Below are 21,749 nucleotides of genomic sequence, written 5' to 3' on the forward strand. Positions count from 1 at the left end.
CGTCATGCGTCTCCGCCGACGGTTCAGGTCTCGATGCGCCGGATCCGGCGCGAAGTCAGCGGAAAGACAACGATCCGTGACACGCGCAGGGCCGATCGCAGGGGGAAGCATCCGGAGCCTTGGTGGCTTCGCCCTGATCGCTGCCCTCACGCTCTCGCCCTCGGCGGCGACGGCTCAGGCCCTGCCGTCGGGCGCACCGGATGCTGCTTCCGGAACAGCTGGCGTCGGCGATGTTCTGCCTCTGGGTCCGAGTCTGCGCGGCAGCAACGTTTCGGGCAGCGGCGTCCTCAACAGCAACGGCAGCACAACGGGCGGTGAGACCACGGGAGGCGGCGGGCTGGCGACGCGCGCCCTGGCTGGCAGCCGCTCGGGCAGCGCCCTCGTTTCCGGTGGGACCAGCGGCGCCAACAATCGCGGCCTGACCAATATCCTGCGCCTTCGGGCGATGCCGCCGCGGCGCTTCGGGAATGCCACGGTGCGGCCGGTGCGGTCGATCACGCAGGTGCCGCCCTATGATCTGCGCCTGACGCCGGTGGTGCGCAGCGCGGTGAGCGGCGTGCCGTTGCCGACGATCCTGCCGCTCGCCGGCGTGCAGACGCCGGGATTCTTCCTGTCGACGGCGCTGCGCCGACCGATCACCATCGACGAAGCTTACGCGCCGCTGGGTATCAAAGTGGGGACCTTCACGATCCTGCCCGCGATCCAGCAGAGCATCGGCTACGACACGAACCCCGACCAGATCACCAACCGGCTCGCCAAGCCCTCGTTGGCGCTGCGGACCGACGGCGAATTGAGCTTCCGTAGCGATTGGTCGTCGAGCGAACTCACCGGCGACCTTCGCGGCGGCTACAGCGACTACCCGGACAATCAGGGGGCCAGCCGCCCGAACGGATCCGGCGTGACGCGGCTGCGGATCGACGCCAACCGCGACACGCGGATCGAGGTCGAGGGGCGATTTCTCCTGGAAACACAACGCACTGGCACGCCGGACCTCGCGGCCGCGACGGCGACCCGGCCGCTGATCGCGAGTTACGGGACGACGGTCGGCGTGACCGAGCGGTTCAACCGGGTCCAGGTGTCGCTGCGGGGCCTGCTCGACCGCTCGGAGTTCGAGGATGCGCAGCTCTCCGACGGCACCATCCTACGCCAGAGCGACCGCAACCTGAACCAGTACGGCCTGCAATTGCGGGCCGGTTACGAGATCTCGCCCGTCATCACGCCCTTCATCGACGTCCTCGCCGATACGCGCGTCTACGATCTGCGGGTCGATTCGACGGGAATCCGGCGTGACTCGGACGGCATTACGTTCTCGGGCGGCGCGACCTTTGCGTTGACCCGCTTCATCAGCGGCGAAATCTCCGCCGGTCTTCAGCATCGCAGTTACGTCGACCCGGCTCTGCGCGACCTGACGGCCCCGGTGATCAACGCGGCGCTGATCTGGACGGCGAGCCCGCTGACCACCGTTCGGCTCAATGCCGCGACCGGTGTCGTCGAGACGTCGGTCCCGGGTTCGAGCGGTGTCCTGACACAGACCGCGACGCTGGAAGTCCAGCACGACCTCCTGCGCAATCTCTCGCTGACCGGTGGGATCAGCTACCTGTCGAACGACTACGACCGGGTGAACATCAGCGAGCGCGGTTTCTCGGCGACTGCGCGGATCGACTATCGCTTCAATCGCTGGCTGGCGATGCGCGGGAGCTACATCTACCAGCGCCTCGACAGTACCTCGGCGGCTTCGAGCTTCCACGCGAACACGTTCCTGCTCGGCCTGCGCATCAATCCGTGACGCGCAGGCCCCCGGGGCGGTCGCCGTATACCAGGCAGGTCGTGTCGAGGTCGCGCGGTTTTCAGCGCACCATCGCCAGCGACGCGCCGGATTTCGACAACGCGCCGTCGAGCGCCCCGCCACCCTGGCGCAGGCGGGCCGCGACGGTGCCGCCGGGCTGGTAGAGGTAGACCTCGCCGTCGCGGTAATCCCAGGCGGTGACCTTGGAGAGGTCCTTGTTGGGGCAGCCCGAGGCGCTGGCCTTGTAGAGGTCGAGGGCGGGGGCGCTCGACAGGGAGACCTTGCAGCTCGCACCGGTGGCGTCCTTGGCATTCCAGGTGCCGACCACCGAGGACCGGCCGCTGGCCACCACCGGCGGCGGGGGCGGTGCGACGGGCGCCGGATCCGGCGCGATCACCGGGGTCGAGGGGGCGACGGCGACGTTGGCGCCGACCGGAGGCGGCAGGTCGGCCGGGATGGCGCTGGCGCCCGGCGGCGGGGCCAGCGGCTCCGAGGTGACCGGGCCGGACGGCATCGCCGGCACGACGGGCTCCAGGGCCGCCTGGGGACCCGGGGCGAGTCGGCCGCGCGTCGGTCCCTCGAGGCGCTGGGAGGCGCAGGCACCGAGGCCGGCGGCGAGCGCGAGGATTGCGGCTGTCGACAGGAGCGAACGCGGCATCGATGACAGGTTCCGAAGCAGGAGCGGGATCGGAGCCTGCGGCCCCGGTTCGGGCCTGCGTCACCGGCAATTGCGCTGGCGGCAAGGCACCGTCTGCAGCCTGTGCGGGATTTGTCGGGATGGCCGGAGATTTGCCGGCCGGTGTGGCGTTCGTGTCTCACGGCGCCGGGCCGCGGCTGAAAGGGCCGAGCGGAAGCCGGCAGGAGCCGCACGACGATCCCGGTAGGCCCGGCCTTCCGGGCCGCCGATCCGCGCCGCCCCTACGGTGCGATCCCGTCGATGGCCAGCCGCAGGTGCTTCGGCCCGCGCAGGGCCGAGCCCGGGCGATAGGGCGGCGGGTCGGCGGCCAGGCGCGGGTTCTTCAGGCGGCGCGCGAGGGCCACCAGGGCGGCCTCGACCTCGAAGCGCGCCAGGGGGGCGCCGACGCAGTAATGCAGGCTGCCGCCGAAGCCGAGGTGGCGGTTGTCGGTGCGGTCGGGGTCGAAGCGGTCGGGTTCGGCATAGACCTCCGGGTCGCGGTTGCCGGAGGCCAGCAGCAGCACCAGGGGCGCGCCCTCCGGGATGGTCACCCCGTCCTGCGTGATCGGGCACAGGGTCTTCCGCGTGCGGAACTGGACGGGGGGCTCGTAGCGCAGCAGCTCCTCCACCACGCGGGGCGCCCGGCTCGGGTCCTCGCGCAGGCGGCGCAGTTCCTCCGGGTGGCGCAGCAGGGTCAGCATGCCGTTGGTGATGAGATTCACCGTGGTCTCGTGCCCGGCCACCAGCAGCAGGATGGCGGTGGCGATGAGGTCGAAGTCGCTCATCCGCGAGCGGCCGTCGACGCCCTGCGTCGCCAGGCCGGAGAGCATGTCGTCCTGGGGATCCTTCCGCTTCTCCGCGATCAGGCACTGCATGTAGGCGGAGATGGCATCGAAGGTGCGGCTGTTCTCGGCGCGCAGGTCGTCGTCCTGCAGGGTGTCGGGCTCCAGGGCGGTGGCGAGCTGCGTCGCCCAGCCATGGAACTGCGCTTCGTCCGCCGGCGGAATCCCCAGGAGTTCGCAGATCACCGTCACGGGGAGCGGGTAGGCGAGGTCGTCCACGACATCGATGGATTGGGCGTCGCCGAGCTTGTCGAGGATCTCGTCGACGAGGATGTGCGAGCGCGCCCGCAGGGCCTGGACCCGCTCCGGGGTGAATTGCTGCATCACCGCCGCGCGCAGGCAATCGTGGTCGGGCGGATCGCGGAAGATGAAGGGCCGGTGGGTGTCGGTGATGTGGTCGCGCACCGGCTTCACCAGCCAGTCTTTGAAGGGGTTGCCCGTCCTGGGCCGGTCGGCGGGGGGCAGGGTCTCCGAACTCACCCGCGGATCGTGCAGCAGGCTCGCGATCGCCGCGTGGGAGGCGGCCACGTAGGTGCCGTCCTCCTGGCGCGAGACCGGGCATTCCCGCAGGCGGGCGAAGAGCGGGTACGGGTCCGGCCGGGCGGCCTCGTCCTTGATCTGCGCGAACAGGGTGGGATCGGTCATGCCTTCTCCTTGTCGGCCGGTTCGGGAAAGGCCGGCGGCAGCACGGCGAAGGGGCCGGCATCGACGCCGCCGGGCTCCGGGGGGAACGGCGCCCCCGCCGCGACGCGCTCGGCATAGGTCGGAAGCCAGCGGCCGCAGTCGAAGGCCACGGCGGCGATGCAGCGCCCTTCCCGGCCGTAGACCGCCAGGAACCGGCCCTCCTCGAGGCTGCCTCGGGCGATGACGACGCCGTCGGCGCCGTCGGTCAGGCCCACCGACTTGATGGTGATGCCGCCCTGGCTCGACCAGAAGGCCGGCACCACGGCGTAGGGCTCGGGCGCGAGGCCGGCGAGCAGCCGCCCGGCATGCTGCCCCTGCGCGACGGCGTGGCCCCAATGCTCCAGGGCGATACGGTGGCCGGGATAGAGCGGGTGCGGAAACCGCGCGACGTCGCCGGCCGCCGCGATCCGGGTGTCTGGCCGTTCCGACTCGTCGAGGACGTGGCCCTGCGCGTCGCAATCGAGGCCGCCCGCGTCGAAGGCGAGGCCGGAGCCGGCGAGCCAGCCGGTGTTGCGCACGGCGCCGAGGGCCACCACCACGACGTCGGCGGGAAGCGTGGTGCCGTCGGCGAGCCGCACCCGCACGACGCGGCCGGTGCCGTCATCCTCCAGGGCCGCGACCTTCACGCCGCTGCGGATGGTGCTGCCGAGGCTCGCGTGCAGGGCCTCGACCACGGAGCCGAGATGCCGCCCGAGCACCTTCGCAAGCAGGGTCGGGCCGGTCTCGACCAGGGTGACGGAGAGGTCGAGCGCCCGGCAGGCGGCGGCGACCTCGCAGCCGATGAAGCCGCCGCCGATGATCACGACCTGGCCCGGGCGCGCCGCGAGGGCGCGCCGCAGCGCCTCGGCATCGTCGCGCCCGCGCAGGGTGTGCACCCCCGACAGGCCGGCCTGCGAAGCCTCCGGCCATGTGCGGGCGGAGGCCCCGGTGGCGATCAGGAGCCGGTCGTAGGGCACCGCCTCGCCGCTGGCGAGGGTCACGATCCGCCGGCTTCGGTCCAGGGCCGTCGCCGGATCGCCGAAGCGCCAGTCGGCATCGAGGGTCACGAGGTTCGGCAGGGCCGTGGCATCGGCCGGCACCGCGCCGGTGAGCACCGCCTTCGAGAGCGGCGGCCGGTCGTAGGGCCTGTGCGGCTCGGCCCCGATGATCGTCAGGGGACCTCCGAAGCCCGCCTGCCGCAGGCTCTCGGCGCCGCGCAGGCCGGCGAGCGAGGCCCCGACCACCACGATGCGCGTCTCGGCATCGCTCATCGGGGCGCGGCCCCGGGATCCTCGACGCGGATGGCCTGGACCGGGCAGGCGATGCGGGCGCGCTCGACCTCGTCGCGGGCGGCGGCCGAGGGCGCCGGGTCGTAGTGCAGCGCCTCGCGCCCCTTCAGGATGAAGTGGTCGGGGGCCGCGTAGCAGCACTGGGCGTAGGCCTGGCACAGGTTCAGGTCGACGGTGACCCGCAGGCCGCCGGCGGCGCGCCGGGCATCGGCGCTCGGCCGGTCGTGATGGGGAAGATCGGACATGCTTGCGCAATGAGCCCGGGCGGTCGCCGGTTCCGCGGCGGGCGGCGCGGTGTCGGGACGCGGCCGAGGGCGCGGACCTTCCTCCCGACCGGTGGTGCGACCGGGGAAAGGCCGGGGCCGCGCCGGTGATGTGTGCAGGCCACACCCCACGGCGAAGCCCACCCACCCGCCGATCCGCTCTTGTCATAATATAACATCTGCCACATGAAACATTATAACGTGTTTGGACGAGGTGGGCGGGTGCGGCGATCGCGGATGGTATGGGCCGGAGCGGTCCTGGCGGGAACGGGTGTCGGAGCGAGCCCGGCCGGAGCCCAGCAGGCGCAGGCGACCCTGGAGGAGCTCAGCGTTACCTCGCCGAGCCCGATCGTTCCGAGGCCGGGCTCCGGGCCGGCCTCCGGGCCGCCCATCGGCGTGCTGCCGGTGGTGACCAACACCTTCTCGCCCGTGACGGTGGTGACGGCCGAGCAACTCGCCCGCGACCAGCCGCGCACCCTCGGCGACGCCCTCTCCGACCGGCCCGGCATCTCGGCCTCCACCTACGCGCCGGGGGCGGCGAGCCGGCCGATCATCCGCGGCCTCGACAACAACCGGGTCCGCATCCAGGAGAACGGCGTCGGCATCCAGGATGTCTCGGAGCTCGGCGAGGACCATGGCGTCCCGATCAACCCGCTGGTGGCCAACCGCATCGAGGTGATCCGGGGCCCGGCCTCGCTGCGCTTCGGCTCGCAGGCGATCGGCGGGGTGGTCAGCGCCGAGAACAACCGGGTGCCGACCTACATCCCGGCGGGCGGCGTCTCCGGGTCGGCCACCACCGGATTTTCCTCGGTCGACAACGGCCGCCTCGCCGCCGTGACGGTGGATGGCGGCTCGGGCAACGTCGCGGTCCACGCCGACGGATTCCGGACCGCGGCCGACAGCTATGCCATTCCGGGCGGCATCCAGCGCAACTCCGCCAACGAGAGCCAGGGCGGCGCGGTCGGGATGTCGTTCATCGGCGACCGCGGCTTCGTCGGCCTGTCCTACAGCCACTACGACGCCCTCTACCAGATACCCGGCGGCGAGGCCGCCGAGAGGCGGACCCGCCTCGACCCGCGCCAGGACCGGCTGCTGGCCCGGGGCGAGTACCGCCCCCTCGACGGGCCGATCGCGGCCGTGCGCTTCTGGCTCGGCGGCTCCGTCTACCGCCACGACGAGACCGGCCTCGGCGAGGACGGAGTCGACGGCATCCGCGCCACCTTCAAGAACCGCGAGGCGGAAGGGCGCATCGAGCTCCAGCACGTGCCCGTCGCCCTCCCCTTCGGCACGCTCACCGGCGCCCTCGGCCTCCAGGCCGGGCGGCGCACCCTCGGCACCGCCGGCGAGGCCGGCGGCCTGCTGGCACCGACGGATTCGCGCAGCAACGCCGTCTACCTGTTCGAGGAACTGGCCCTCGCCGGCGGCCTGCGCCTGCAGGCGGCCGGGCGGATCGAGGGCGACCGCTCCACCGGCACCGCCACGGCCTTCCCGGGCGATTTCCTGCCCGTGGCGGGCGAGGAGCCCCTGGCCTTCGGCCGCCGGCGCCGGTTCGCCCCGAAGAGCGTGAGCTTCGGCGCCCTGCAGGACCTGCCCTACGGCTTCGTCGCGAGCCTGAACGGCTCGTTCGTCGAGCGGGCGCCCACCGCCTTCGAGCTCTACTCGCGCGGCGCGCACGATGCGACGGAGACCTTCGAGATCGGCGATGCCCGGCTGAAGAAGGAGCGCGCCCGCACCGTCGAGGCCAGCATCCGGCGCGCGGAGGGACCGCTGCGCCTCGACGCGACGGGCTATTACACCCGCTACACGGGGTTCATCTACAAGCGCGACACCGACATCCGCTGCGGCGACGACTTCGCGTCCTGCGGCAGCGACGATGAATTGCAGCAGATCGTCTATTCCCAGCGCAACGCGACCTTCTACGGGGCCGAGATCGGGGCGCAGCTCGACCTGATCCCGGTGGGCAGCGGCTTCGCCGGGCTCGATGCGCAGTATGATTTCGTGCGTGCCCAGTTCGACGACGGCACCTTCGTGCCCCGCATCCCGCCCCACCGCCTGGGCGGCGGCGTCTTCGTGCGCGCCGATGGCTGGTACGCCCGGGTCAACCTGCTCCACGCCTTCGCGCATACCGAGGTGGCGCCGATCGAGACGGTGACGCCGGGCTTCGACGACCTGCGCGCGGAGGTGAGCTACACCAGGCCCCTCGATCCGACCGTCTACGGCATGAGCGAGGTCACCCTCGGCCTCCAGGGCCGCAACCTGCTCGACGACCGCATCCGCAACTCGGCCTCGTTCAAGAAGGACGAGATCCTGCTGCCCGGCCGCAACGTGCGGCTGTTCCTCACGGCGCGATTTTAGCGTGTCGAGGGGTCGTCTTCGCGTGTCGAGGGCGGCCCCGAAGATAAAGGCCGACGCGGAGCGCCGGGCATGCTAGAAGATCGCAACCCCGCACGACCCCGTGCCCTGGGCAACTCCATGAGGCCCAAGTGGCAAATGCGTTCAAGAGCGGTGCGTCCCAGTCGCGCTCGACCAATGACTTCAACGAGCGCGCGAAGCTGCTGTCCGAGCGCCTCGGTGCCATCGAGAAGCCGGTGCAGATGAAGCGCGCGAACGCGCCGCGCCGCACCTTCAAGGCCGGACCGCGCCCCGAGGGCGAGACCGCCGAGCCGGCCGAGGCCCAGACCGAGGCTCACGAGACCGCCGAGACCGAGACCGAGGACGGCGAGACGGAGAACCAAGAGTCCGAGGGCCGCACCGAGGCCTGAGGGTTCGTCCCGCCGCCTTCAGATCGTCCAAGGAAAAAGGGCCGACGCGCTGCGTCGGCCCTTTTTCATGTCCAGTCCCGGCGCCGCCGAAGGTCGGCGGCACCGTGCGAAACCTAGCGGCGGGCCTTGGCCTTGCGCGCCGCGTAGCGGGCATCGCGGGCCTCCTTCTTGGCGGCGAGCTCGGCGGCCTTCGCCTCGGCCGCGGCCAGGGCCTCGGCCTCCTCGCGCGCGATCTGCGCGGCGAGCTCGGCCTCCTCGCGGGCACGCTTCGCCTCGGCCGCGGCCTTCTCTGCGGCGATCCGGGCGGCCTCACGCTCGCGGGCGCGCTCGTCGCGGGCGCGGGCGATCTCGGCGCGGGCCTGCGCCTTGGCGACCATCTCCGGATCGTCGGCCGGAGGACGGGCCTTGAATTTTTCCAGCAGCATCTGCTTGGCGCTGAGGGAGTTCTTTCGGCGGTCGTCGAAATTCCTGTAGTCGAAGGCGCCCATCTGACCTTTCTCGTGTGGTGTGTCGCCCGCATCCGGCGTGGAGCACGCGCGGCATGGGGCCGTGGGTGGAATCAGGCTTTCGGATTGTCTTGCATCGCAGCAGCCAAATGCCTGACTGCCTGCCGATAATCAACAGAAGCCGCCCCTCGGCGAGCGGCTTCCGACAGGTTGTTGAAACGATGCCTCAGCCTTCCGGCATCGTCGGGATCCGGATCTCCGGATCAGGCGGCCTGGAGGTTGCCGGCCGACTGCTTGCCGGTGCGCCGGTCGCTCTCGATCTCGTAGGAGACCTTCTGGCCCTCGATCAGGTTGCGCATGCCGGCGCGCTCGACGGCGGAGATGTGGACGAACACGTCCTTGCCGCCGTCATCCGGCTGGATGAAGCCGTAACCCTTGGTCTCGTTGAACCATTTCACGGTGCCCGTGCTCATGGTGCTGTTCTCCTGAAGCGTTGATTTGCCTGCCATCGGCTGCCCGGCGCCCGCGTGTGGTCGCGCGGGCGCCCGAAGCGCAGGGTCGTCGAATGGGATGAGATCGAAGCGGCACCCGCGGACAGGCCTGTCGGGCAGTCCTGACGCAATGGCGGGTGTGCGACCCGGTGAAATCCGGCCATGGAGCGATGGTTACAAACGTAGGAAGCCTGCGATGCAGGGACAAGGCGCCAGGCAAAGCTGGGTTCCCTAGCCGGCCGACGAAAGCGTGCGCGCTGTCGACCGCGCCTGCGGCGAAGCGCGCAACCGGCGCTGCGCCTGGGGGTGACCGAGCCCGCAATGGTTGCTGCACCGGGGCCGGAACGGTACGCTGTCGGGCAAGGGACGGGGGTCCGGAGGACCCGGAAGCACGATGGGGATGCGGGACCGGCGGCGAGGCCGCGGCCCGAGAGGGGATGGGATGGCGGGGCCTGCGACGCAGCGACCAGGGCCGGAGGCGCAGCCGCGCCGGGCTCGCGGGAACGGCCATTCGTGACGCGAATTCGGGGGCGGATTCGGCGAGCGTCGGCCTGGAGGCGCGCGGGTGCCGCGTGGACGCTCGCGCTCGGCCTGGCCGCGGGTGGGCCGGCGACCGGCCCGGCCTCGGCCTTCGACCTGTTCGGCCTGTTCGGTTCCGAGGAGGGGCCGCCGGCCCCGAGCGCGGGTGCCCTGCCCTACACGGTCAAGTTCTCCGGCATCGATGACGACGACGTCCTGCGCGCGCTCCAGGACACCTCGACCCTGTATCGCCTGCGCCAGGAGGCGCCGCCGGACGGCGAGGGCCTGGTCCGCCGGGCGGAGGCCGACCAGCGTCGCCTCGCCGACGTGCTCTCGGGCTACGGCTATTACCAGGGCACCGTGACGATCCGCATCGACGGCGTCGTGCTGGCGGGCGAATCCACCGTGGTCCCGGCCGCCCGCGCGGCCGAGGGGTCGCGGTCCCGCGCCCTGGTGCCGGTCAAGGTCGTGGTCGATCCCGGCCCGCTCTACACCCTGCGCTCGGTCGCGGCCCGGGACCCGAGGGGAAACTCCTTCCCCGCGGAGGTCCTGCCCGAGCGCTTCACCCGCACCGGCGACGACGTCCCGGCCCGCTCGGCCACGGTGCTGGCCCGCGAGGCCAAGATCGTCGACCGCTTCCGGGCGCTGGGCCATCCCTTCGCCAAGGCGGTCTCCCGCGACCCCGTGGTGGACGACGCGGCCCACGTCATGGACGTGACCTTCACGATCGATCCCGGGCCGATCGCCGGGCTCGGCGCGGTCGCGGTGCGCGGCACCAGGGACATCGACCCGGCGGTGGTGCGCTCGTTCATCTACGCCGAGCCGGGCGACCCGTATTCGCCCAAGGCCGTGTCGGACATCCGCCGCTCGGTCGCCAAGGTCGAGGGGCTGGGCTCGATCCGGGTGCGCGAGGGCGAGACGCTCGACCCCTCCGGCAACCTGCCGATCTTCGTCGACGTCACCGAGCGCGAGAAGAACCTGATCGGCGTCGCGGCCCGCTACTCCACCGTCGATGGGCCGGGCATCCGGGCCTATTACACCAACCGCAACCTGTTCGGCGGCGGCGAGACCTTCCGGGTCGATGCCGACATCTACTACCTGGGCAACGACCTCTATGCCAAGCAGCGCAAGGCCGCCGGCATCGATTCGAACGGCCTCGGCGGCCGGCTCTCGGCCACCTTCGTCAAGCCGGCCCTCTGGGGCACCCGCAACGACTTCATCGCCAACGTCTTCGCGGGGCGGGAGGCGCAGCAATCCTACGTCAGCGACGCGGCCGGCGGCACCGTCGCCCTGCGTCACCGCTTCTCCGACAGCTTCTTCGCGCAGATCGGCGTCGACGGGCAGGCGGGTCGCTCGCAGGACGCCCTCGGCAAGGTCGATTACCGCCTCGTCGGCGTGCCGCTCTCGGTGAGCTACGATTCCACCGACAACCTGCTCGATCCGACCGAGGGCGTGCGCCTCACCGCCTCGGCGACGCCCTATGCGGGCTTCCTCGGTTCCGACCCGTCGATCTTCGTCGCCAAGGCGCAGGGCTCGACCTACTACGCCTTCGACGACGAGGCCCGCTACATCCTGGCCGGCCGCATCGGCTTCGGCTCGATCTCGGGCGCGAACCTCGAGGACATCCCCGCCAACATCCGGTTCTTCGCCGGCGGCGGCGGCTCGGTGCGCGGCTTCCCCTACCGTACGCTGGGGCCGCGCGGCCCCTTCAACCTGCCCATCGGCGGCCGCAGCCTGCTCGAGGCCTCGGTGGAGGCGCGCATCAAAGTCACGGATACCATCGGCGTGGTGCCGTTCATCGATGCCGGCACCGCCTTCGCCAGCAGCCTGCCCGATTTCGACGAGCGCATCCGCTACGCGGTCGGCCTCGGCCTGCGCTACTACACCGGCATCGGCCCGATCCGCGTCGACGTCGCCTTCCCGATGGACCGCATCAAGGGCAATCACGAGCGCCCGGTGGCCCTGTACATCAGCCTGGGGCAGTCCTTCTGATGGGCATCTGGACCGCACGGACCACTCGGATCGCGGCTCTCCCGCCCGCTCCGCAGGCACCCTACCCCGCGACGGGGAGAGGGAGATTGCGCCTCGCCGCCGTGCTGTGCCTGTCCATGTTCGCCGCGACCCCGGCCACGCTCACCCGCGCCGACGACGGCGAGAAGACGGTGCTGGGCGGGCTCTTGTCGAAGGCGCTGTCGACGCCGGGTTCGCGGGTCGCCATCGGCGCCGTCGACGGCGCCCTGTCCTCGGATGCCACGATCCGCGATGTCGCGATCAGCGATGCCAACGGCGTCTGGCTGAAGCTCGACAAGGCGCGCCTGGTCTGGCGCCGCCTCGCCCTGCTCTCGGGCCGCCTGGAGGTGGAGAGCCTGGAGGTCGGCCGCCTCGAAGTCCTGCGCCGCCCCCTTCCCGCCCCGGTCTCGGCGACGCCGGAGCCGGACGGATCGCTGCTGCCCGACCTGCCGGTGAAGGTGGAGGTGAAGGCCTTCAAACTCGCCGAACTCGTCCTCGGCGAGGCGCTGGCCGGACAGCCGGCCCGCCTCGGCGCCGAAGGCCGGGCGAAGCTCGGTGCGCCCTCCGAAGGCCTCGACCTCGATGTCGCGGTGCGCCGCCTCGACGCCGAGGGGCGCTTCGGCGCCCGGCTGCTCTTCGTGCCCAAGGGCGAGACCCTGGAACTGAAGACCACCCTGGTGGAACCCGCTGGCGGGCTTCTCTCGAAGGCCGCCAACCTGCCCGGCACGCCGCCGATCAACCTCGATCTCGACGGGCGGGGCACCCTGGATGCCTGGAACGCCCGCCTCGACTTCGATGCCGGACCGGACCTCGGCGCCCGCGGCACCGCGCGCATCTCCCGCATCGGCGCCGAGCGGCGGCTCGCTCTCGACCTCGCCTCGCGGATCGAGGGATTGCTGCCCGGCCCGGCCGCCGCGATCTTCTCCGGCACGACCAAGCTCGACGGCGGGCTGCGCTTCGCCGACAGCGGCGCCTTCGGCATCGACCGACTGGAGCTGACCTCGCGCACCGCCCGCCTGGAAGCCAAGGGAACGCTCACCGCCGACCGGGTGGCCGACTTCCTCGTCTCCGCCCGCGCCGTGCCCACCGAGGGCGGCGTCACCAGGGCGGCGGATGCCGAGCTCGACACCCTGGTCTTCGACGGCAGCCTGAAGGGTCCCGTGGCGCGGCCGACCGTGAACGGCGTGCTCAAGGCCGCGGGCCTGCGCGCCGGCGGTTCCGCCCTGGAGCGGGTCGACGCGACCCTGTCGATGCTGCCGGCCGGCTCCGACCCCTCCGTCGCCCGCTTCGCGCTGTCCGCCGACGCGAAGGTCGACGGCCTGCGCCTCGCCGATCCGGCCCTGCGCCGGGCGATCGGATCGCGGGCGGCGCTCACCTTCCGCGGCACCCTGCAGCCCTACGGCATCCTCGACGTCGCCCAGCTGGCCCTCGATGGACCCACGGCGAAGGCCTCCTATGCGGGCCGGGTCGGCCAGAACACCCTCACGGGCACGGTCGATGCGGCGCTCTCCGACCTCGCTGCCTTCTCGGAAGTCGCCGGACGGCCCCTCGCCGGCACCCTGACGGCGCGGGCGGCCCTGACCGGCGACCCCGCCCGCAAGGCGGTCAGCGCCGATGTCGACCTGCGCACCAGCGGCCTCGCCCTCTCGCTCCCGGCCCTCGACCGCACCCTCGGCGCCGCGCCGCGCTTCAGCGGCCGGCTCTCGCAGGTCTATGACGGCTACGCCTTCGAGGGCGCCCGCTTCGAGGGGGCCGAGATCGTCGGACGCCTCGACGGCCGCGCCACCGCGCGCCTCGCCGACGCCAAGCTCGTGGTCGACCTGAAGGACCTGTCCGCCCTCGACCCGAAGCTCGCCGGGCGCGCGCTCCTCGATGGGCGGCTCAGCGGCACCCTGGAGAAGCCCGACCTCACCGCCACCCTGACGGCGGGGGAGGCGCGCGCCCTCGGCCGGCCGCTCCGGGACCTGCGGGTCGAAGCGGCCCTGAAGGATCTCACCGGAGCGCTGGACGGCACCCTGCGCCTGTCCGGCGACGTCGCCGGCAAGGCGCTCCAGGGCGACGCGCACCTGGCCCGCCGCACGCCCGACGACTGGAGTCTCGACCGCCTCGCCTTCCGGCTCGGCTCCGTCGCCCTGAACGGCCGCGCCTCGGTGGACGCCCGCACCCTCCTCACGGACGGCGCCCTCACCCTCGCGGCCGGCAATCTCGACGACCTCGCGCCCCTCGCCCTGACGCCGATGGCGGGCAACCTCGACGCCGCCGTCACCCTGTCTCGGGCCGGCGGGCGCCAGGATGCCGCCATCAAGGGGAGCGGGGCCTCGCTGCGCTTCGGCGAGATCGGCCTGTCGCGCCTGGAGGCCGACCTCACCGGGCGCGACCTGCTGGCCCGGCCGGTGGTCGACGGCCGGGTGAATGCCGACCGGATCGTCGCCGCGGGACAGAGCCTCGACACCATCCGCCTCGTGGCGGTGGGGACGCCGAGCGCGAGCGACATCACCCTGACGGCGAAGGCACGCGGCTTCGACCTCGACGGCGCCGCCCGCCTGGTGCCCGGCGAACGCACCCGCATCGACCTGGCGCGGTTCTCCGCCGCCCGGGGCGGCGACCGCCTGGCGCTGGCCGGCCCCGCGAGCGTCACCCTCGACGGCGGCTCGGCCGTGATCGACAACCTCGTGGTGGCCGCGGGCAGCGGCCGGCTCAGCCTGTCCGGCCGGGTCGGCCAGGCCCTCGACCTCAAGCTCGGCATCCGCAGCCTGCCCCTGGCGCTGGCCCGGATCGCCTCGCCCGGTCTCGCGCTGACCGGCACCCTCGACGGCGAAGCGGACCTGCGCGGCTCCGCCAACCGCCCCGAGGGGCGCTACGCGCTCACCGTCGCCCGCCTCGTCACGCCCGAGACCCGCAAGGCCGGCCTGCCGGCCATCGACGCCCGGGCCAGCGGAACGGTGAGCGACGGCCGCGCCGGCATCGACGGACGGGTCTCGGCCGGGCGCGGGGCCGAGATGACGGTCACCGGCTCGCTGCCCGTGGCTCCCGGCGAGGCGCTCGCCGTGAAGCTGCGCGGCACCCTCGACGCGGCGCTCGCCAACAGCCTGCTCAGCGTCGGCGGCCAGCGCGTCGCCGGGCGGATCGCCCTCGATGCCGGCGTGACCGGCACGCTGGCCGCGCCCCGCGCCGAGGGCGCCGCCACGCTGACGGGCGGCTCCTTCAGCGATCCGCTCCAGGGCATCCGCCTCACCAACATCGAGGGCCGGGTCACCGGCCGCGGCGACACCCTGGTATTGGAGCGCCTGACGGCGCTGACCCGCAACGGCGGCAGCCTGCGGGGCGAGGGCCGGGTGGCGCTGGAGCCCGCCGCCGGCTTTCCGGGCTCGCTCCGGGTCTCGGCCGAGCGGGCCGAACTCGTCTCCAGCCCGCTCATGACCGCGGTGGCCAGCCTCAACCTCGCCCTGACCGGGCCTCTGGCCCGGACTCCGAAGGTGGCTGGCCGGATCGATCTGATCTCCGTCGACGTCTCGGTGCCCGACCGCCTGCCCGCCACCGTGCAGCCCCTGCCCGAGATCCGCCGGGTGAACACGCCGCCGGAGGTGCGCGCCCGCCTCGCCGCCCGGGCCGACCGGCGCGCCAGGGTCGCGGCCCTGGGCAAGCGCGGCAAGGCCGCCCCGCCCTTCGACGCCACCCTCGACATCGCCGTGAACGCCCCGAACCGCATCTTCGTGCGCGGGCGCGGCATCGACGCCGAGCTCGGCGGCGCGCTGCGCCTCACGGGTTCCTCGCGCGATCCCGTGGCCACCGGCGATTTCGAGATGCGCCGCGGCCGCCTCAGCGTCGTCGGCCAGCGCCTGGACTTCACCCGCGGCCGGCTCACCTTCGGTGGCGAGATCGCCACCCCCGACCTCGACTTCGTCGCCGAGACCAAGGCGGCCGAGGTGACGGCTCGGATCGCCGTGACGGGCCCGGCCAACCAGCCGAGCTTCCTCCTCACCTCCGACCCGAGCCTGCCCCAGGACGAGGTGCTGTCGCGCCTGCTGTTCAAGAAGGCGTCCGGCGGCCTGTCGCCGTTCCAGGCCCTGCAGCTCGCCCAGGCCGTGGCGCAGTTCTCCGGCGGGGCCGGCGGCGTCGACGTGTTCGAGCAGGCGCGCAAGGGACTGGGGCTCGACAGCCTCGACGTTTCGACCGGCGCCAGCGGCGGGCCGGCCCTCGGCGCCTCGCGCTATCTCAGCGACCGCCTCAGCGTCGGCGTGAAGGCGGGCGCCAAGCCCGCCGACACCGCGGCGACGGTGGATTACGACGTGACCCGGCGGATCAAGATCCAGGGCGAGGCCGGCAGCGACGGCCGCACCGCCGTCGGCGTCGGCGCCGAGTGGGAATATTGAGCCTCAGCGCGTCAGCCAGAGCCACTGGCCGACGCTGCTCAGCGTCCCGTTGAAATGCGGGACGAGGACGATCGCCCAGAGCATGCCGAGGAGCGTGGTCAGCGCGACGAGGATGACCTCGCCGGAATCGCGCAGCCGCAGGAACCGGCTCGCCGGCGCAGGAGATCGGGTCTCGGTGCGGGGTTCGGCCATTCCGTCTCCGGGTCGGCGTGTCATTCGGCCCGAACGCCGCGAGCCACGGGCCAGCAGGCCGGCCCCGACGCCGCCGCACGCAACCGTGACGCCCCTCCCGCACCGGAGCCCGCCGCCTTGTCCGCCTCGTCCCTGCTGATCTATCCCGATCCCCGCCTGCGCCTGGTCGCCGAGCCCTTGGCGCGGTTCGACGAGGCCCTGCGCGCCTCGGCCCGCGAGCTCGAGGCGGTGATGCTGGCGGTCTCCGCCCTCGGCCTCACCCTGCCGCATATCGGACGGGCGCAGCGCCTGGTGCTGCTGCGGATGGAGCCCGGCGAGCCGGTGACCGCCTACGTCAACCCGGAGATCGTCTGGGCCTCGGCCGAGCGCGGCCCGCAGCAGGAGGGCAGCGTGTCGATGCCGGGCGTCATGGACGTGGTCGACCGGGCCGCGCGCGTCCGGGTGGCGTATCGTGACCTCGACGGCGCCGCGCGCGAGGAGGAGGCGGAGGGATTCCGGGCCGCCTGCCTCCAGCACGAGATCGACCAGCTCGACGGCATCTTCTGGATCGAGCGCCTGTCCCGCCTGCGCCGCGACCGCGCGATCAAGCGCTTCGCCAAGCTGCGGCGCCCCGGTGGCTGAACACGCGATCGTCGGGGGACGCTTTCGGCGCAGGCGCGTTATGCTTGGCTTTCCGTCTGGACAGCCGCCCCGCCGAGATTCGATCTGATGCCCCCGCTCCGACCCGCCCTGCTCGCCCTGGCACTCGCCGCGCCCTTGTCCGCCGCGCCCTTGTCCGCCGCGCCCTTGCCCGCCGCGGCGGCGCCCGCGGTGGCGGCCCCGGCGATCGGATGCCCCTCGCTGGCGAATCTCAGGCTCCTGCTGCGCGAGAGCAAGGACGATGCGGCCGCCGCCGCGAGCCTGCTCGCCGACGACAAGGCCGATCACCTCGGCTGCGCGACCATCCCGCGCGACGCAGTGGCGGGGATCGCCGAGCATCTGACCCTGAACGGCAACGCCTACGATTGCCTGACCTTGCGGACCACGAGCGTCTGCCACTGGGTCGTCGCCGGCACGGCGAAGCCCGTCGCGGCCGGGCCGAGGCCTCGCGGGGGCGACAAGGCTCGGGCCTCCGACAAAGCCGCTCCATCCGACAAAGCCCCGCAGCCCGACAAAGCCCCGCAGCCGGAGAAGGCCCGCCGATGACCCGAACCCTCCGCCTCGGCCTCGTGGCCGCCCTGCTGGCGCTCGCCGCCGGCTCCGCCGTCCGGGCGCAGGCTGTCGAGCCCACGGACGTCGTCGCCTGCCAGACCCTGGTGGAGCTGCGGGTGCTGATGGCGAGCGGCGACCGGGCCGCGGCCGAGGCGGCCCTGCCGCAGCATCCGGGCTGCCGCCGGATCGCGCGCGCGCGCATCGGCGCCGCCGAGCACCGCGCCATGGTGGGCGGGACGCCCTTCGAATGCCTCAGCGTGGCGGACGAAGGCGCCTGCGCCTGGGTGCTGCCCTGACGCGGTCACGGACGAGGACGACGGTGGATCGATGGAACGAACGATGAGATGGACCGGGCCGGCCTTCGCGGCGCTCCTGGTCGCGACGGCGTCGGCGGCGCTGGCGCAGGGGGAATCGACGCCGATCCAGAGTCCGCAGGATGCCGCCTGCCGGACCGAGGCGCGGAACCGGGTGTTCTCGACACCCGACCCGAAGGGGCTCGGCCTCTACGCGATCGGCCGGCAGCTCTACTTCGCCTGCATGAAGCGCACGCAGCCCGGGCCACGCCGGCGGCCGCGGGCGTCCTGAGGAACTCTCAGACGCTGAGGGGGGCGCCGATCCGGGCGCGCAGGACGTGCCGGAGATTCTCATTGTCGTTGGTGTCCGCGTCGAGGGCGGCCATCAGGCGGAGCAGCCGGCTGATCGGCGTGGTCCGGTCCTGGACCGCCGCGTCGATGAGCGCCCGGAGGGGGGTCGGCTCGCTGACCGGAAGCAAAGTCGGGTACGTCTGGGCCGGCTGGGGCATGGTCCGCGGATCCGTGGCGTGATCGGGCGCGATCACGGGCGGCCTGCTACGCCATCGCCGGACCCCGCGCCAGGGTTTTTTGCCATCTATCCATAGCCGGCACGCAATCCTGCCCTGCGCGACGGAACAAAGCGGGATTAAACGGGAAATGTGTGGATCGACTCGGATCCCGGGCCGAACGTGGCCGATTCGCCACCGACCCCGTCCGAATCGACATCGGGGCGACGGATCACGTCGCCAGCGGCGAGGACACGTAGCCGTCGAGGAGATCCTGCGGGTCGCCGTAGATCGCGATGCAGCCGGCCGCGCCGAGATCGGCTTCCGGGAAACCGCCGCAGAGGACGCCGATGGTCCGGAGACCGGCCTTTTCGGCCGCCTCGGCATCGTAGGGGGTGTCGCCGACGACCACGGCCTGCGCCGCGGTGAGCGGCGCGAGCTTCTCCAGAGCCGCCTGGAAGATGTCGGGGAAGGGCTTCGAACGCTCGACGTCGTCGGAGGTGACCACGACGTCGGTGAGGTCCTCGACCTGCATCAGCGACTGGTAATGCTCGACCTCCGCGGCCTTGCCGGACGAGGCCAGCGCGACGGTCAGGCCCTGGCCCTTCAGGTGCTCGAACAGGGCACGGACGCCCGGGAAGGGCTTCACTTTCGACAGGTAGTCGCGCTTGAACAGGTCCGAGCGGTAGGCCTCGATGGTCTCGCCCTCGCGCGCGATCCGGGCCTCGTCGAGGAAGACGGGCAGGAGCTGGTCGCCGCCCTTGCCGATCTGGCTCCGGGCCTGGTCGTGGCTGACGGTGACCCCGAAATGCGCGAAGGCGTCGACCCAGGCCTGGGCATGGAGGTCGACGCTGTCGAGCAGGGTGCCGTCGATATCGAAGATCACCGCCCGCACGGTCTTGGTCATCGCGTCATCCCGAACCCATCGTGCGCCGGTCGAAACACCGGCGCTCCGTGGGCGAACGGATGGCTACCGGGGCTGTTCCGCGCCGGACGAGCGAATCGTTCGCGGGATCAGCGCGGGAAGATGTGCAGCCCGTCATCGGGCAGCAGGTTGCGGGCCGGCCCGCCGGTCTGCTGGCCGCGGCCCTGCTGATAATAGGGCAGTTCCGGCCGGCGGTCGTTGTCGCCGCCCGAATCGTACTCGTAGGAGCGGCTCCATGGGGCGCGCCCGCCCACCCCGCCGGTGGTGTCGACGTCGATCAAGGCCGGGCCGTCGCGATAGCCGACCGGCGCCGCCACGGCGCCGATCGGCAGGCCGGCGAGGCTGAGGGCCAGGAGGGTGGAGAGCGTCGTCTTCATGGGGCCTCGGCTGGAAAAGCGCGCGGTCCCGGGGACCACGGGCGCGTGTCTGGGTCTGGCCTGACAACGGTCAAGGTTTCCCTTCGTTCCTGCCTCCCCCGTACGGGACCTGCCTCCCCGGGCGGGACCCGCTGCCGCAAACAGCAGAAAGCCCGCCCCGCCGGTCCGGCGAAGCGGGCTTCGAAGATCGTGCGGGGCCGGGGCCGGAACGCTCCGGCCCGCTCCCTCAGTGAACGGTGGCGACGCTCTCGGCGGCGCGGCTGCGGGCCGGCGCGCGCGGAGCCTTCGTCACGGCTGCCTTTGCAACGGCAGACTTCGCGACGGCGGCCTTGGCGACGGGGGCCTTGGTCGCCGCGGCCTTGGCCACCGCGGCCTTGGCGACTGGGGCCTTCGCGGCGGCCGTCTTGGCGGCCTGCGTGCCGGTCTCCGCCTTCACCTTGGTCTCGACCTTGGCGCTGGCGCTGCGGCTGCGGCTCGGCTTGGCCTTCAGGGTCTCGGCGAGCACCACGGCCGGGCTGGCCGAGAGGGTGACGTCCGCGGTGGCGGCCTGGAGCACCTCGACGCCCGTCCGCGACGGGGTCAGGATCTCGTTCTCCGCGCGCAGCCAGTGCGCCTCGGCCTGGCCGATCACGCGGCCCTCGTCTTCCCAGATGTAATAGGCGCGCTCGCGCACCTGCTGCTCGAAGGGGTTCATGGTCTCTCCTCGTCCCTGCGGTCCGACGTCCCGGGCGAGGATGAAACCGGATGGTTAAGCGGGGGTTAACCGCCCCGGCTTAGCCCTTCGAGAGGCGGCGGGCATTGGCCCGGACCTTCCGGCGATAGCCGGCCACGACGCGGGCGGTGGAGCCGCCGGTGGCGATCAGCAGGGCCGCCTCGTTCGCGGCCATGATCTTCTCGGTGATCATGCGCTGGGCCTCGGCCTGCGCGGCGGCGCCGCCGGTCGACAGCTTGGCGAGTCGCAGGCCGATGACCTGCTGCGATTCCATGGCGAGCAGGGTCGCGTCCATGCCGAGCTTCCACCAGGAACCGAACATCAGCCATCACTCTTCGAAGCGGTTTCGCCGGGCCATCGTGGCGGCCCGGCATCAAGGAAGCGGTCCCGCACCCGGTGGTCGGGATGCGGGGGCGGGCCGGCTCAGTCGAACAGGCGGTTCTTGGCGCCGGATCCGCCGAGGCTGATCTTCTTCGTGCCCGATCCGCCGAGACTGATCTTCTTCGGCGGCGCGGCGGCCGGGCTCGGCGTCGCCGGGCGCGCCGGCTTCAGGCGGGACTGGCCGTAGACGACCGAGCCGATCTCGTCGGCGACGCGCACCAGGTCCTCGCGCTCGCAGGCCCGCGCCACCCGCAGGCCGAGCTGGTGCATGTGGCTCTTGCCGTAGAGGTACACGGCGAGCCGCGCCCGCGTCGTCGTCGACATGGCGTCCAGGATCTCCGGCAGGTCGTCCTCGTCCGCCCGGTAGACCTGGCCGAGGAGTTCGAGGGAGACCGGGCAGTCCGGATCGGGAACGGCGCCGCTGGTCGGATGGGACTGCGTCATGGAGCGTCTGCCTGTGCGAGGGGCGGAAGGGGAGCGGCCGCGGTATCGGCCGCGATGGGCGTGGGGCCGCCCGCATCGGTGCGGACGGAAGGGGCCGGCGCGGGCACCGGCGGCACCGGCACCGCCGGCGGGAGGGCCGTGAGGCAGCCGGTGCAGACCGAGGCGATGGCGATGCGGGACCGCGCTTCCGCCCGCTGCCAGACCGCCTCGCTCCGGGCGCGCGCGGCCAGGGCGGCGGCCTCGTCGAACGCGCCGCCCCCGCCGAGCCCGAGGGCCGGCTCGCCACCGGGACGGATGCGGATGAACAGCGGTTCCTGCGCGGCGGCGACGCCTGCCGCCGGGACTCCGATAGCAGGGGCGAGGGCGATGAGGCTACCGGCGATCGCGCAGGCGCGCCACAGGCGTGCGGGAATGAGACGGGGCATCGGCTCCTCGGTCGGGCGCCCGCGACGGGATCGGTCAGGTCTGGTCCCATCGTACGGCCCAACAGGGTTAACATGGTCTGAAGCGAACCGGATGCCGCAGCGGCAGCGCGTCCGCTCGACCCTCGGTGGTCGGGCAGCCTAACAGGACGCCATGGAACCGAACGTCTACCTCCTGATGGCGGC

General features: G+C 72.6%; 23 protein-coding genes. 9 read left to right on the forward strand and 14 right to left on the reverse strand.

The window, feature by feature from the left end:
- The first annotated feature begins 4 nt into the window (after positions 1–4).
- Positions 5–1,786 carry an outer membrane beta-barrel protein gene (locus AC0IWM_RS07340; RefSeq protein WP_471753862.1) on the forward strand — a complete coding sequence of 594 codons (1,782 nt, stop codon included), beginning with the start codon at positions 5–7 and terminating at the stop codon, positions 1,784–1,786.
- Positions 1,787–1,847: 61 nt separating this feature from the next.
- On the opposite strand, the gene AC0IWM_RS07345 is transcribed toward AC0IWM_RS07340, so the two are convergent.
- From AC0IWM_RS07345 to AC0IWM_RS07360, 4 genes are all read right to left on the reverse strand, one after another.
- Positions 1,848–2,444, reverse strand: coding sequence for an AprI/Inh family metalloprotease inhibitor (locus tag AC0IWM_RS07345; RefSeq protein ID WP_471753864.1), 597 nt, complete (start codon positions 2,442–2,444; stop codon positions 1,848–1,850).
- A gap of 260 nt (positions 2,445–2,704) precedes the next feature.
- Positions 2,705–3,949 carry a cytochrome P450 gene (locus AC0IWM_RS07350; RefSeq protein ID WP_471753866.1) on the reverse strand — a complete coding sequence of 415 codons (1,245 nt, stop codon included), beginning with the start codon at positions 3,947–3,949 and terminating at the stop codon, positions 2,705–2,707.
- Positions 3,946–5,238 carry an NAD(P)/FAD-dependent oxidoreductase gene (locus AC0IWM_RS07355; RefSeq protein ID WP_471753868.1) on the reverse strand — a complete coding sequence of 431 codons (1,293 nt, stop codon included), beginning with the start codon at positions 5,236–5,238 and terminating at the stop codon, positions 3,946–3,948. Before AC0IWM_RS07355 ends, AC0IWM_RS07350 begins: the two co-directional genes overlap by 4 nt.
- Entirely contained in the window at positions 5,235–5,501 is a 267-nt protein-coding gene (locus AC0IWM_RS07360) for a ferredoxin (RefSeq protein WP_471753870.1), read from the reverse strand. Before AC0IWM_RS07360 ends, AC0IWM_RS07355 begins: the two co-directional genes overlap by 4 nt.
- A gap of 255 nt (positions 5,502–5,756) precedes the next feature.
- Between AC0IWM_RS07360 and AC0IWM_RS07365 the strand changes: the two genes are divergently transcribed.
- Together AC0IWM_RS07365 and AC0IWM_RS07370 are read left to right on the forward strand one after the other, a co-directional pair.
- The gene (locus AC0IWM_RS07365; protein WP_471753872.1) at positions 5,757–7,874 is read left to right on the forward strand and encodes a TonB-dependent receptor; all 2,118 of its coding nucleotides are present in this window, start codon (positions 5,757–5,759) and stop codon (positions 7,872–7,874) included.
- Positions 7,875–8,002: 128 nt separating this feature from the next.
- A complete protein-coding gene (locus tag AC0IWM_RS07370) occupies positions 8,003–8,281 on the forward strand; it encodes a hypothetical protein (protein ID WP_471753874.1) in 279 nt (92 codons plus the stop codon).
- A gap of 113 nt (positions 8,282–8,394) precedes the next feature.
- Here the strand turns inward: AC0IWM_RS07370 and AC0IWM_RS07375 are convergent, their stop codons facing one another.
- Both AC0IWM_RS07375 and AC0IWM_RS07380 read right to left on the reverse strand, forming a co-directional pair.
- The gene (locus AC0IWM_RS07375; protein WP_056475002.1) at positions 8,395–8,769 is read right to left on the reverse strand and encodes a DUF6481 family protein; all 375 of its coding nucleotides are present in this window, start codon (positions 8,767–8,769) and stop codon (positions 8,395–8,397) included.
- 221 nt (positions 8,770–8,990) lie between these two features.
- Positions 8,991–9,200, reverse strand: a complete 210-nt coding sequence (locus tag AC0IWM_RS07380) for a cold-shock protein (protein ID WP_056180426.1) — start codon at positions 9,198–9,200, stop codon at positions 8,991–8,993.
- Positions 9,201–9,809: 609 nt separating this feature from the next.
- On the opposite strand from AC0IWM_RS07380, the gene AC0IWM_RS07385 reads away from it, so the two are divergent.
- The gene (locus AC0IWM_RS07385; RefSeq protein ID WP_471754129.1) at positions 9,810–11,729 is read left to right on the forward strand and encodes an autotransporter assembly complex protein TamA; all 1,920 of its coding nucleotides are present in this window, start codon (positions 9,810–9,812) and stop codon (positions 11,727–11,729) included.
- 116 nt (positions 11,730–11,845) lie between these two features.
- Positions 11,846–16,120, forward strand: coding sequence for a translocation/assembly module TamB domain-containing protein (locus AC0IWM_RS07390; RefSeq protein ID WP_471754131.1), 4,275 nt, complete (start codon positions 11,846–11,848; stop codon positions 16,118–16,120).
- A gap of 3 nt (positions 16,121–16,123) precedes the next feature.
- Here AC0IWM_RS07390 and AC0IWM_RS07395 read toward each other — a convergent pair whose 3' ends face one another.
- Positions 16,124–16,312: a hypothetical protein gene (locus AC0IWM_RS07395; protein WP_471753876.1), complete on the reverse strand. Its 189-nt coding sequence runs from the start codon at positions 16,310–16,312 to the stop codon at positions 16,124–16,126.
- A gap of 117 nt (positions 16,313–16,429) precedes the next feature.
- Between AC0IWM_RS07395 and AC0IWM_RS07400 the strand changes: the two genes are divergently transcribed.
- The 4 genes from AC0IWM_RS07400 (at position 16,430) to AC0IWM_RS07415 (ending at position 18,088) form a co-directional block, all read left to right on the forward strand.
- Positions 16,430–16,933, forward strand: coding sequence for a peptide deformylase (locus AC0IWM_RS07400; protein WP_471753878.1), 504 nt, complete (start codon positions 16,430–16,432; stop codon positions 16,931–16,933).
- A gap of 87 nt (positions 16,934–17,020) precedes the next feature.
- Positions 17,021–17,497, forward strand: coding sequence for a hypothetical protein (locus AC0IWM_RS07405; protein ID WP_471753880.1), 477 nt, complete (start codon positions 17,021–17,023; stop codon positions 17,495–17,497).
- Positions 17,494–17,799, forward strand: coding sequence for a hypothetical protein (locus AC0IWM_RS07410; RefSeq protein ID WP_471753882.1), 306 nt, complete (start codon positions 17,494–17,496; stop codon positions 17,797–17,799). The genes AC0IWM_RS07405 and AC0IWM_RS07410 overlap by 4 nt, the downstream gene beginning before the upstream one ends.
- 43 nt (positions 17,800–17,842) lie before the next feature.
- On the forward strand, positions 17,843–18,088 hold the full coding sequence (locus AC0IWM_RS07415; RefSeq protein ID WP_471753884.1) for a hypothetical protein: 246 nt from the start codon (positions 17,843–17,845) through the stop codon (positions 18,086–18,088).
- A 7-nt stretch (positions 18,089–18,095) separates the two neighbouring features.
- On the opposite strand, the gene AC0IWM_RS07420 is transcribed toward AC0IWM_RS07415, so the two are convergent.
- The 7 genes from AC0IWM_RS07420 to AC0IWM_RS07450 form a co-directional block, all read right to left on the reverse strand.
- Complete coding sequence (locus AC0IWM_RS07420) at positions 18,096–18,305, reverse strand: hypothetical protein (RefSeq protein WP_471753886.1); 210 nt, start codon at positions 18,303–18,305, stop codon at positions 18,096–18,098.
- Positions 18,306–18,534: 229 nt separating this feature from the next.
- Positions 18,535–19,209 carry an HAD family hydrolase gene (locus AC0IWM_RS07425; protein ID WP_471753888.1) on the reverse strand — a complete coding sequence of 225 codons (675 nt, stop codon included), beginning with the start codon at positions 19,207–19,209 and terminating at the stop codon, positions 18,535–18,537.
- Positions 19,210–19,316: 107 nt separating this feature from the next.
- Positions 19,317–19,604, reverse strand: a complete 288-nt coding sequence (locus AC0IWM_RS07430; protein WP_471753890.1) for a hypothetical protein — start codon at positions 19,602–19,604, stop codon at positions 19,317–19,319.
- Positions 19,605–19,830: 226 nt separating this feature from the next.
- On the reverse strand, positions 19,831–20,298 hold the full coding sequence (locus tag AC0IWM_RS07435; protein ID WP_471753892.1) for a DUF2934 domain-containing protein: 468 nt from the start codon (positions 20,296–20,298) through the stop codon (positions 19,831–19,833).
- A gap of 79 nt (positions 20,299–20,377) precedes the next feature.
- Positions 20,378–20,638, reverse strand: coding sequence for a hypothetical protein (locus tag AC0IWM_RS07440; RefSeq protein ID WP_056475034.1), 261 nt, complete (start codon positions 20,636–20,638; stop codon positions 20,378–20,380).
- 101 nt (positions 20,639–20,739) lie between these two features.
- A complete protein-coding gene (locus AC0IWM_RS07445) occupies positions 20,740–21,141 on the reverse strand; it encodes a hypothetical protein (protein WP_056475038.1) in 402 nt (133 codons plus the stop codon).
- On the reverse strand, positions 21,138–21,566 hold the full coding sequence (locus tag AC0IWM_RS07450; protein WP_471753894.1) for a hypothetical protein: 429 nt from the start codon (positions 21,564–21,566) through the stop codon (positions 21,138–21,140). The genes AC0IWM_RS07445 and AC0IWM_RS07450 overlap by 4 nt, the downstream gene beginning before the upstream one ends.
- Positions 21,567–21,749: the final 183 nt, after the last annotated feature.

This window comes from Methylobacterium sp. AC433 (assembly GCF_979253015.1).

Excerpts from the sequence above, each read along its gene's own strand:
- AC0IWM_RS07435 (WP_471753892.1), bottom strand. The coding sequence starts at position 20,298 with ATGAACCCCTTCGAGCAGCAGGTGCGCGAGCGCGCCTATTACATCTGG.
- AC0IWM_RS07375 (WP_056475002.1), bottom strand. The coding sequence starts at position 8,769 with ATGGGCGCCTTCGACTACAGGAATTTCGACGACCGCCGAAAGAACTCC.
- AC0IWM_RS07340 (WP_471753862.1), top strand. The coding sequence starts at position 5 with ATGCGTCTCCGCCGACGGTTCAGGTCTCGATGCGCCGGATCCGGCGCG.
- AC0IWM_RS07430 (WP_471753890.1), bottom strand. The coding sequence starts at position 19,604 with ATGAAGACGACGCTCTCCACCCTCCTGGCCCTCAGCCTCGCCGGCCTG.
- AC0IWM_RS07345 (WP_471753864.1), bottom strand. The coding sequence starts at position 2,444 with ATGCCGCGTTCGCTCCTGTCGACAGCCGCAATCCTCGCGCTCGCCGCC.
- AC0IWM_RS07420 (WP_471753886.1), bottom strand. The coding sequence starts at position 18,305 with ATGCCCCAGCCGGCCCAGACGTACCCGACTTTGCTTCCGGTCAGCGAG.
- AC0IWM_RS07395 (WP_471753876.1), bottom strand. The coding sequence starts at position 16,312 with ATGGCCGAACCCCGCACCGAGACCCGATCTCCTGCGCCGGCGAGCCGG.
- AC0IWM_RS07365 (WP_471753872.1), top strand. The coding sequence starts at position 5,757 with ATGGTATGGGCCGGAGCGGTCCTGGCGGGAACGGGTGTCGGAGCGAGC.
- AC0IWM_RS07445 (WP_056475038.1), bottom strand. The coding sequence starts at position 21,141 with ATGACGCAGTCCCATCCGACCAGCGGCGCCGTTCCCGATCCGGACTGC.
- AC0IWM_RS07415 (WP_471753884.1), top strand. The coding sequence starts at position 17,843 with ATGAGATGGACCGGGCCGGCCTTCGCGGCGCTCCTGGTCGCGACGGCG.
- AC0IWM_RS07440 (WP_056475034.1), bottom strand. The coding sequence starts at position 20,638 with ATGTTCGGTTCCTGGTGGAAGCTCGGCATGGACGCGACCCTGCTCGCC.
- AC0IWM_RS07405 (WP_471753880.1), top strand. The coding sequence starts at position 17,021 with ATGCCCCCGCTCCGACCCGCCCTGCTCGCCCTGGCACTCGCCGCGCCC.
- AC0IWM_RS07360 (WP_471753870.1), bottom strand. The coding sequence starts at position 5,501 with ATGTCCGATCTTCCCCATCACGACCGGCCGAGCGCCGATGCCCGGCGC.
- AC0IWM_RS07355 (WP_471753868.1), bottom strand. The coding sequence starts at position 5,238 with ATGAGCGATGCCGAGACGCGCATCGTGGTGGTCGGGGCCTCGCTCGCC.
- AC0IWM_RS07410 (WP_471753882.1), top strand. The coding sequence starts at position 17,494 with ATGACCCGAACCCTCCGCCTCGGCCTCGTGGCCGCCCTGCTGGCGCTC.
- AC0IWM_RS07350 (WP_471753866.1), bottom strand. The coding sequence starts at position 3,949 with ATGACCGATCCCACCCTGTTCGCGCAGATCAAGGACGAGGCCGCCCGG.
- AC0IWM_RS07450 (WP_471753894.1), bottom strand. The coding sequence starts at position 21,566 with ATGCCCCGTCTCATTCCCGCACGCCTGTGGCGCGCCTGCGCGATCGCC.
- AC0IWM_RS07425 (WP_471753888.1), bottom strand. The coding sequence starts at position 19,209 with ATGACCAAGACCGTGCGGGCGGTGATCTTCGATATCGACGGCACCCTG.
- AC0IWM_RS07380 (WP_056180426.1), bottom strand. The coding sequence starts at position 9,200 with ATGAGCACGGGCACCGTGAAATGGTTCAACGAGACCAAGGGTTACGGC.
- AC0IWM_RS07390 (WP_471754131.1), top strand. The coding sequence starts at position 11,846 with ATGTTCGCCGCGACCCCGGCCACGCTCACCCGCGCCGACGACGGCGAG.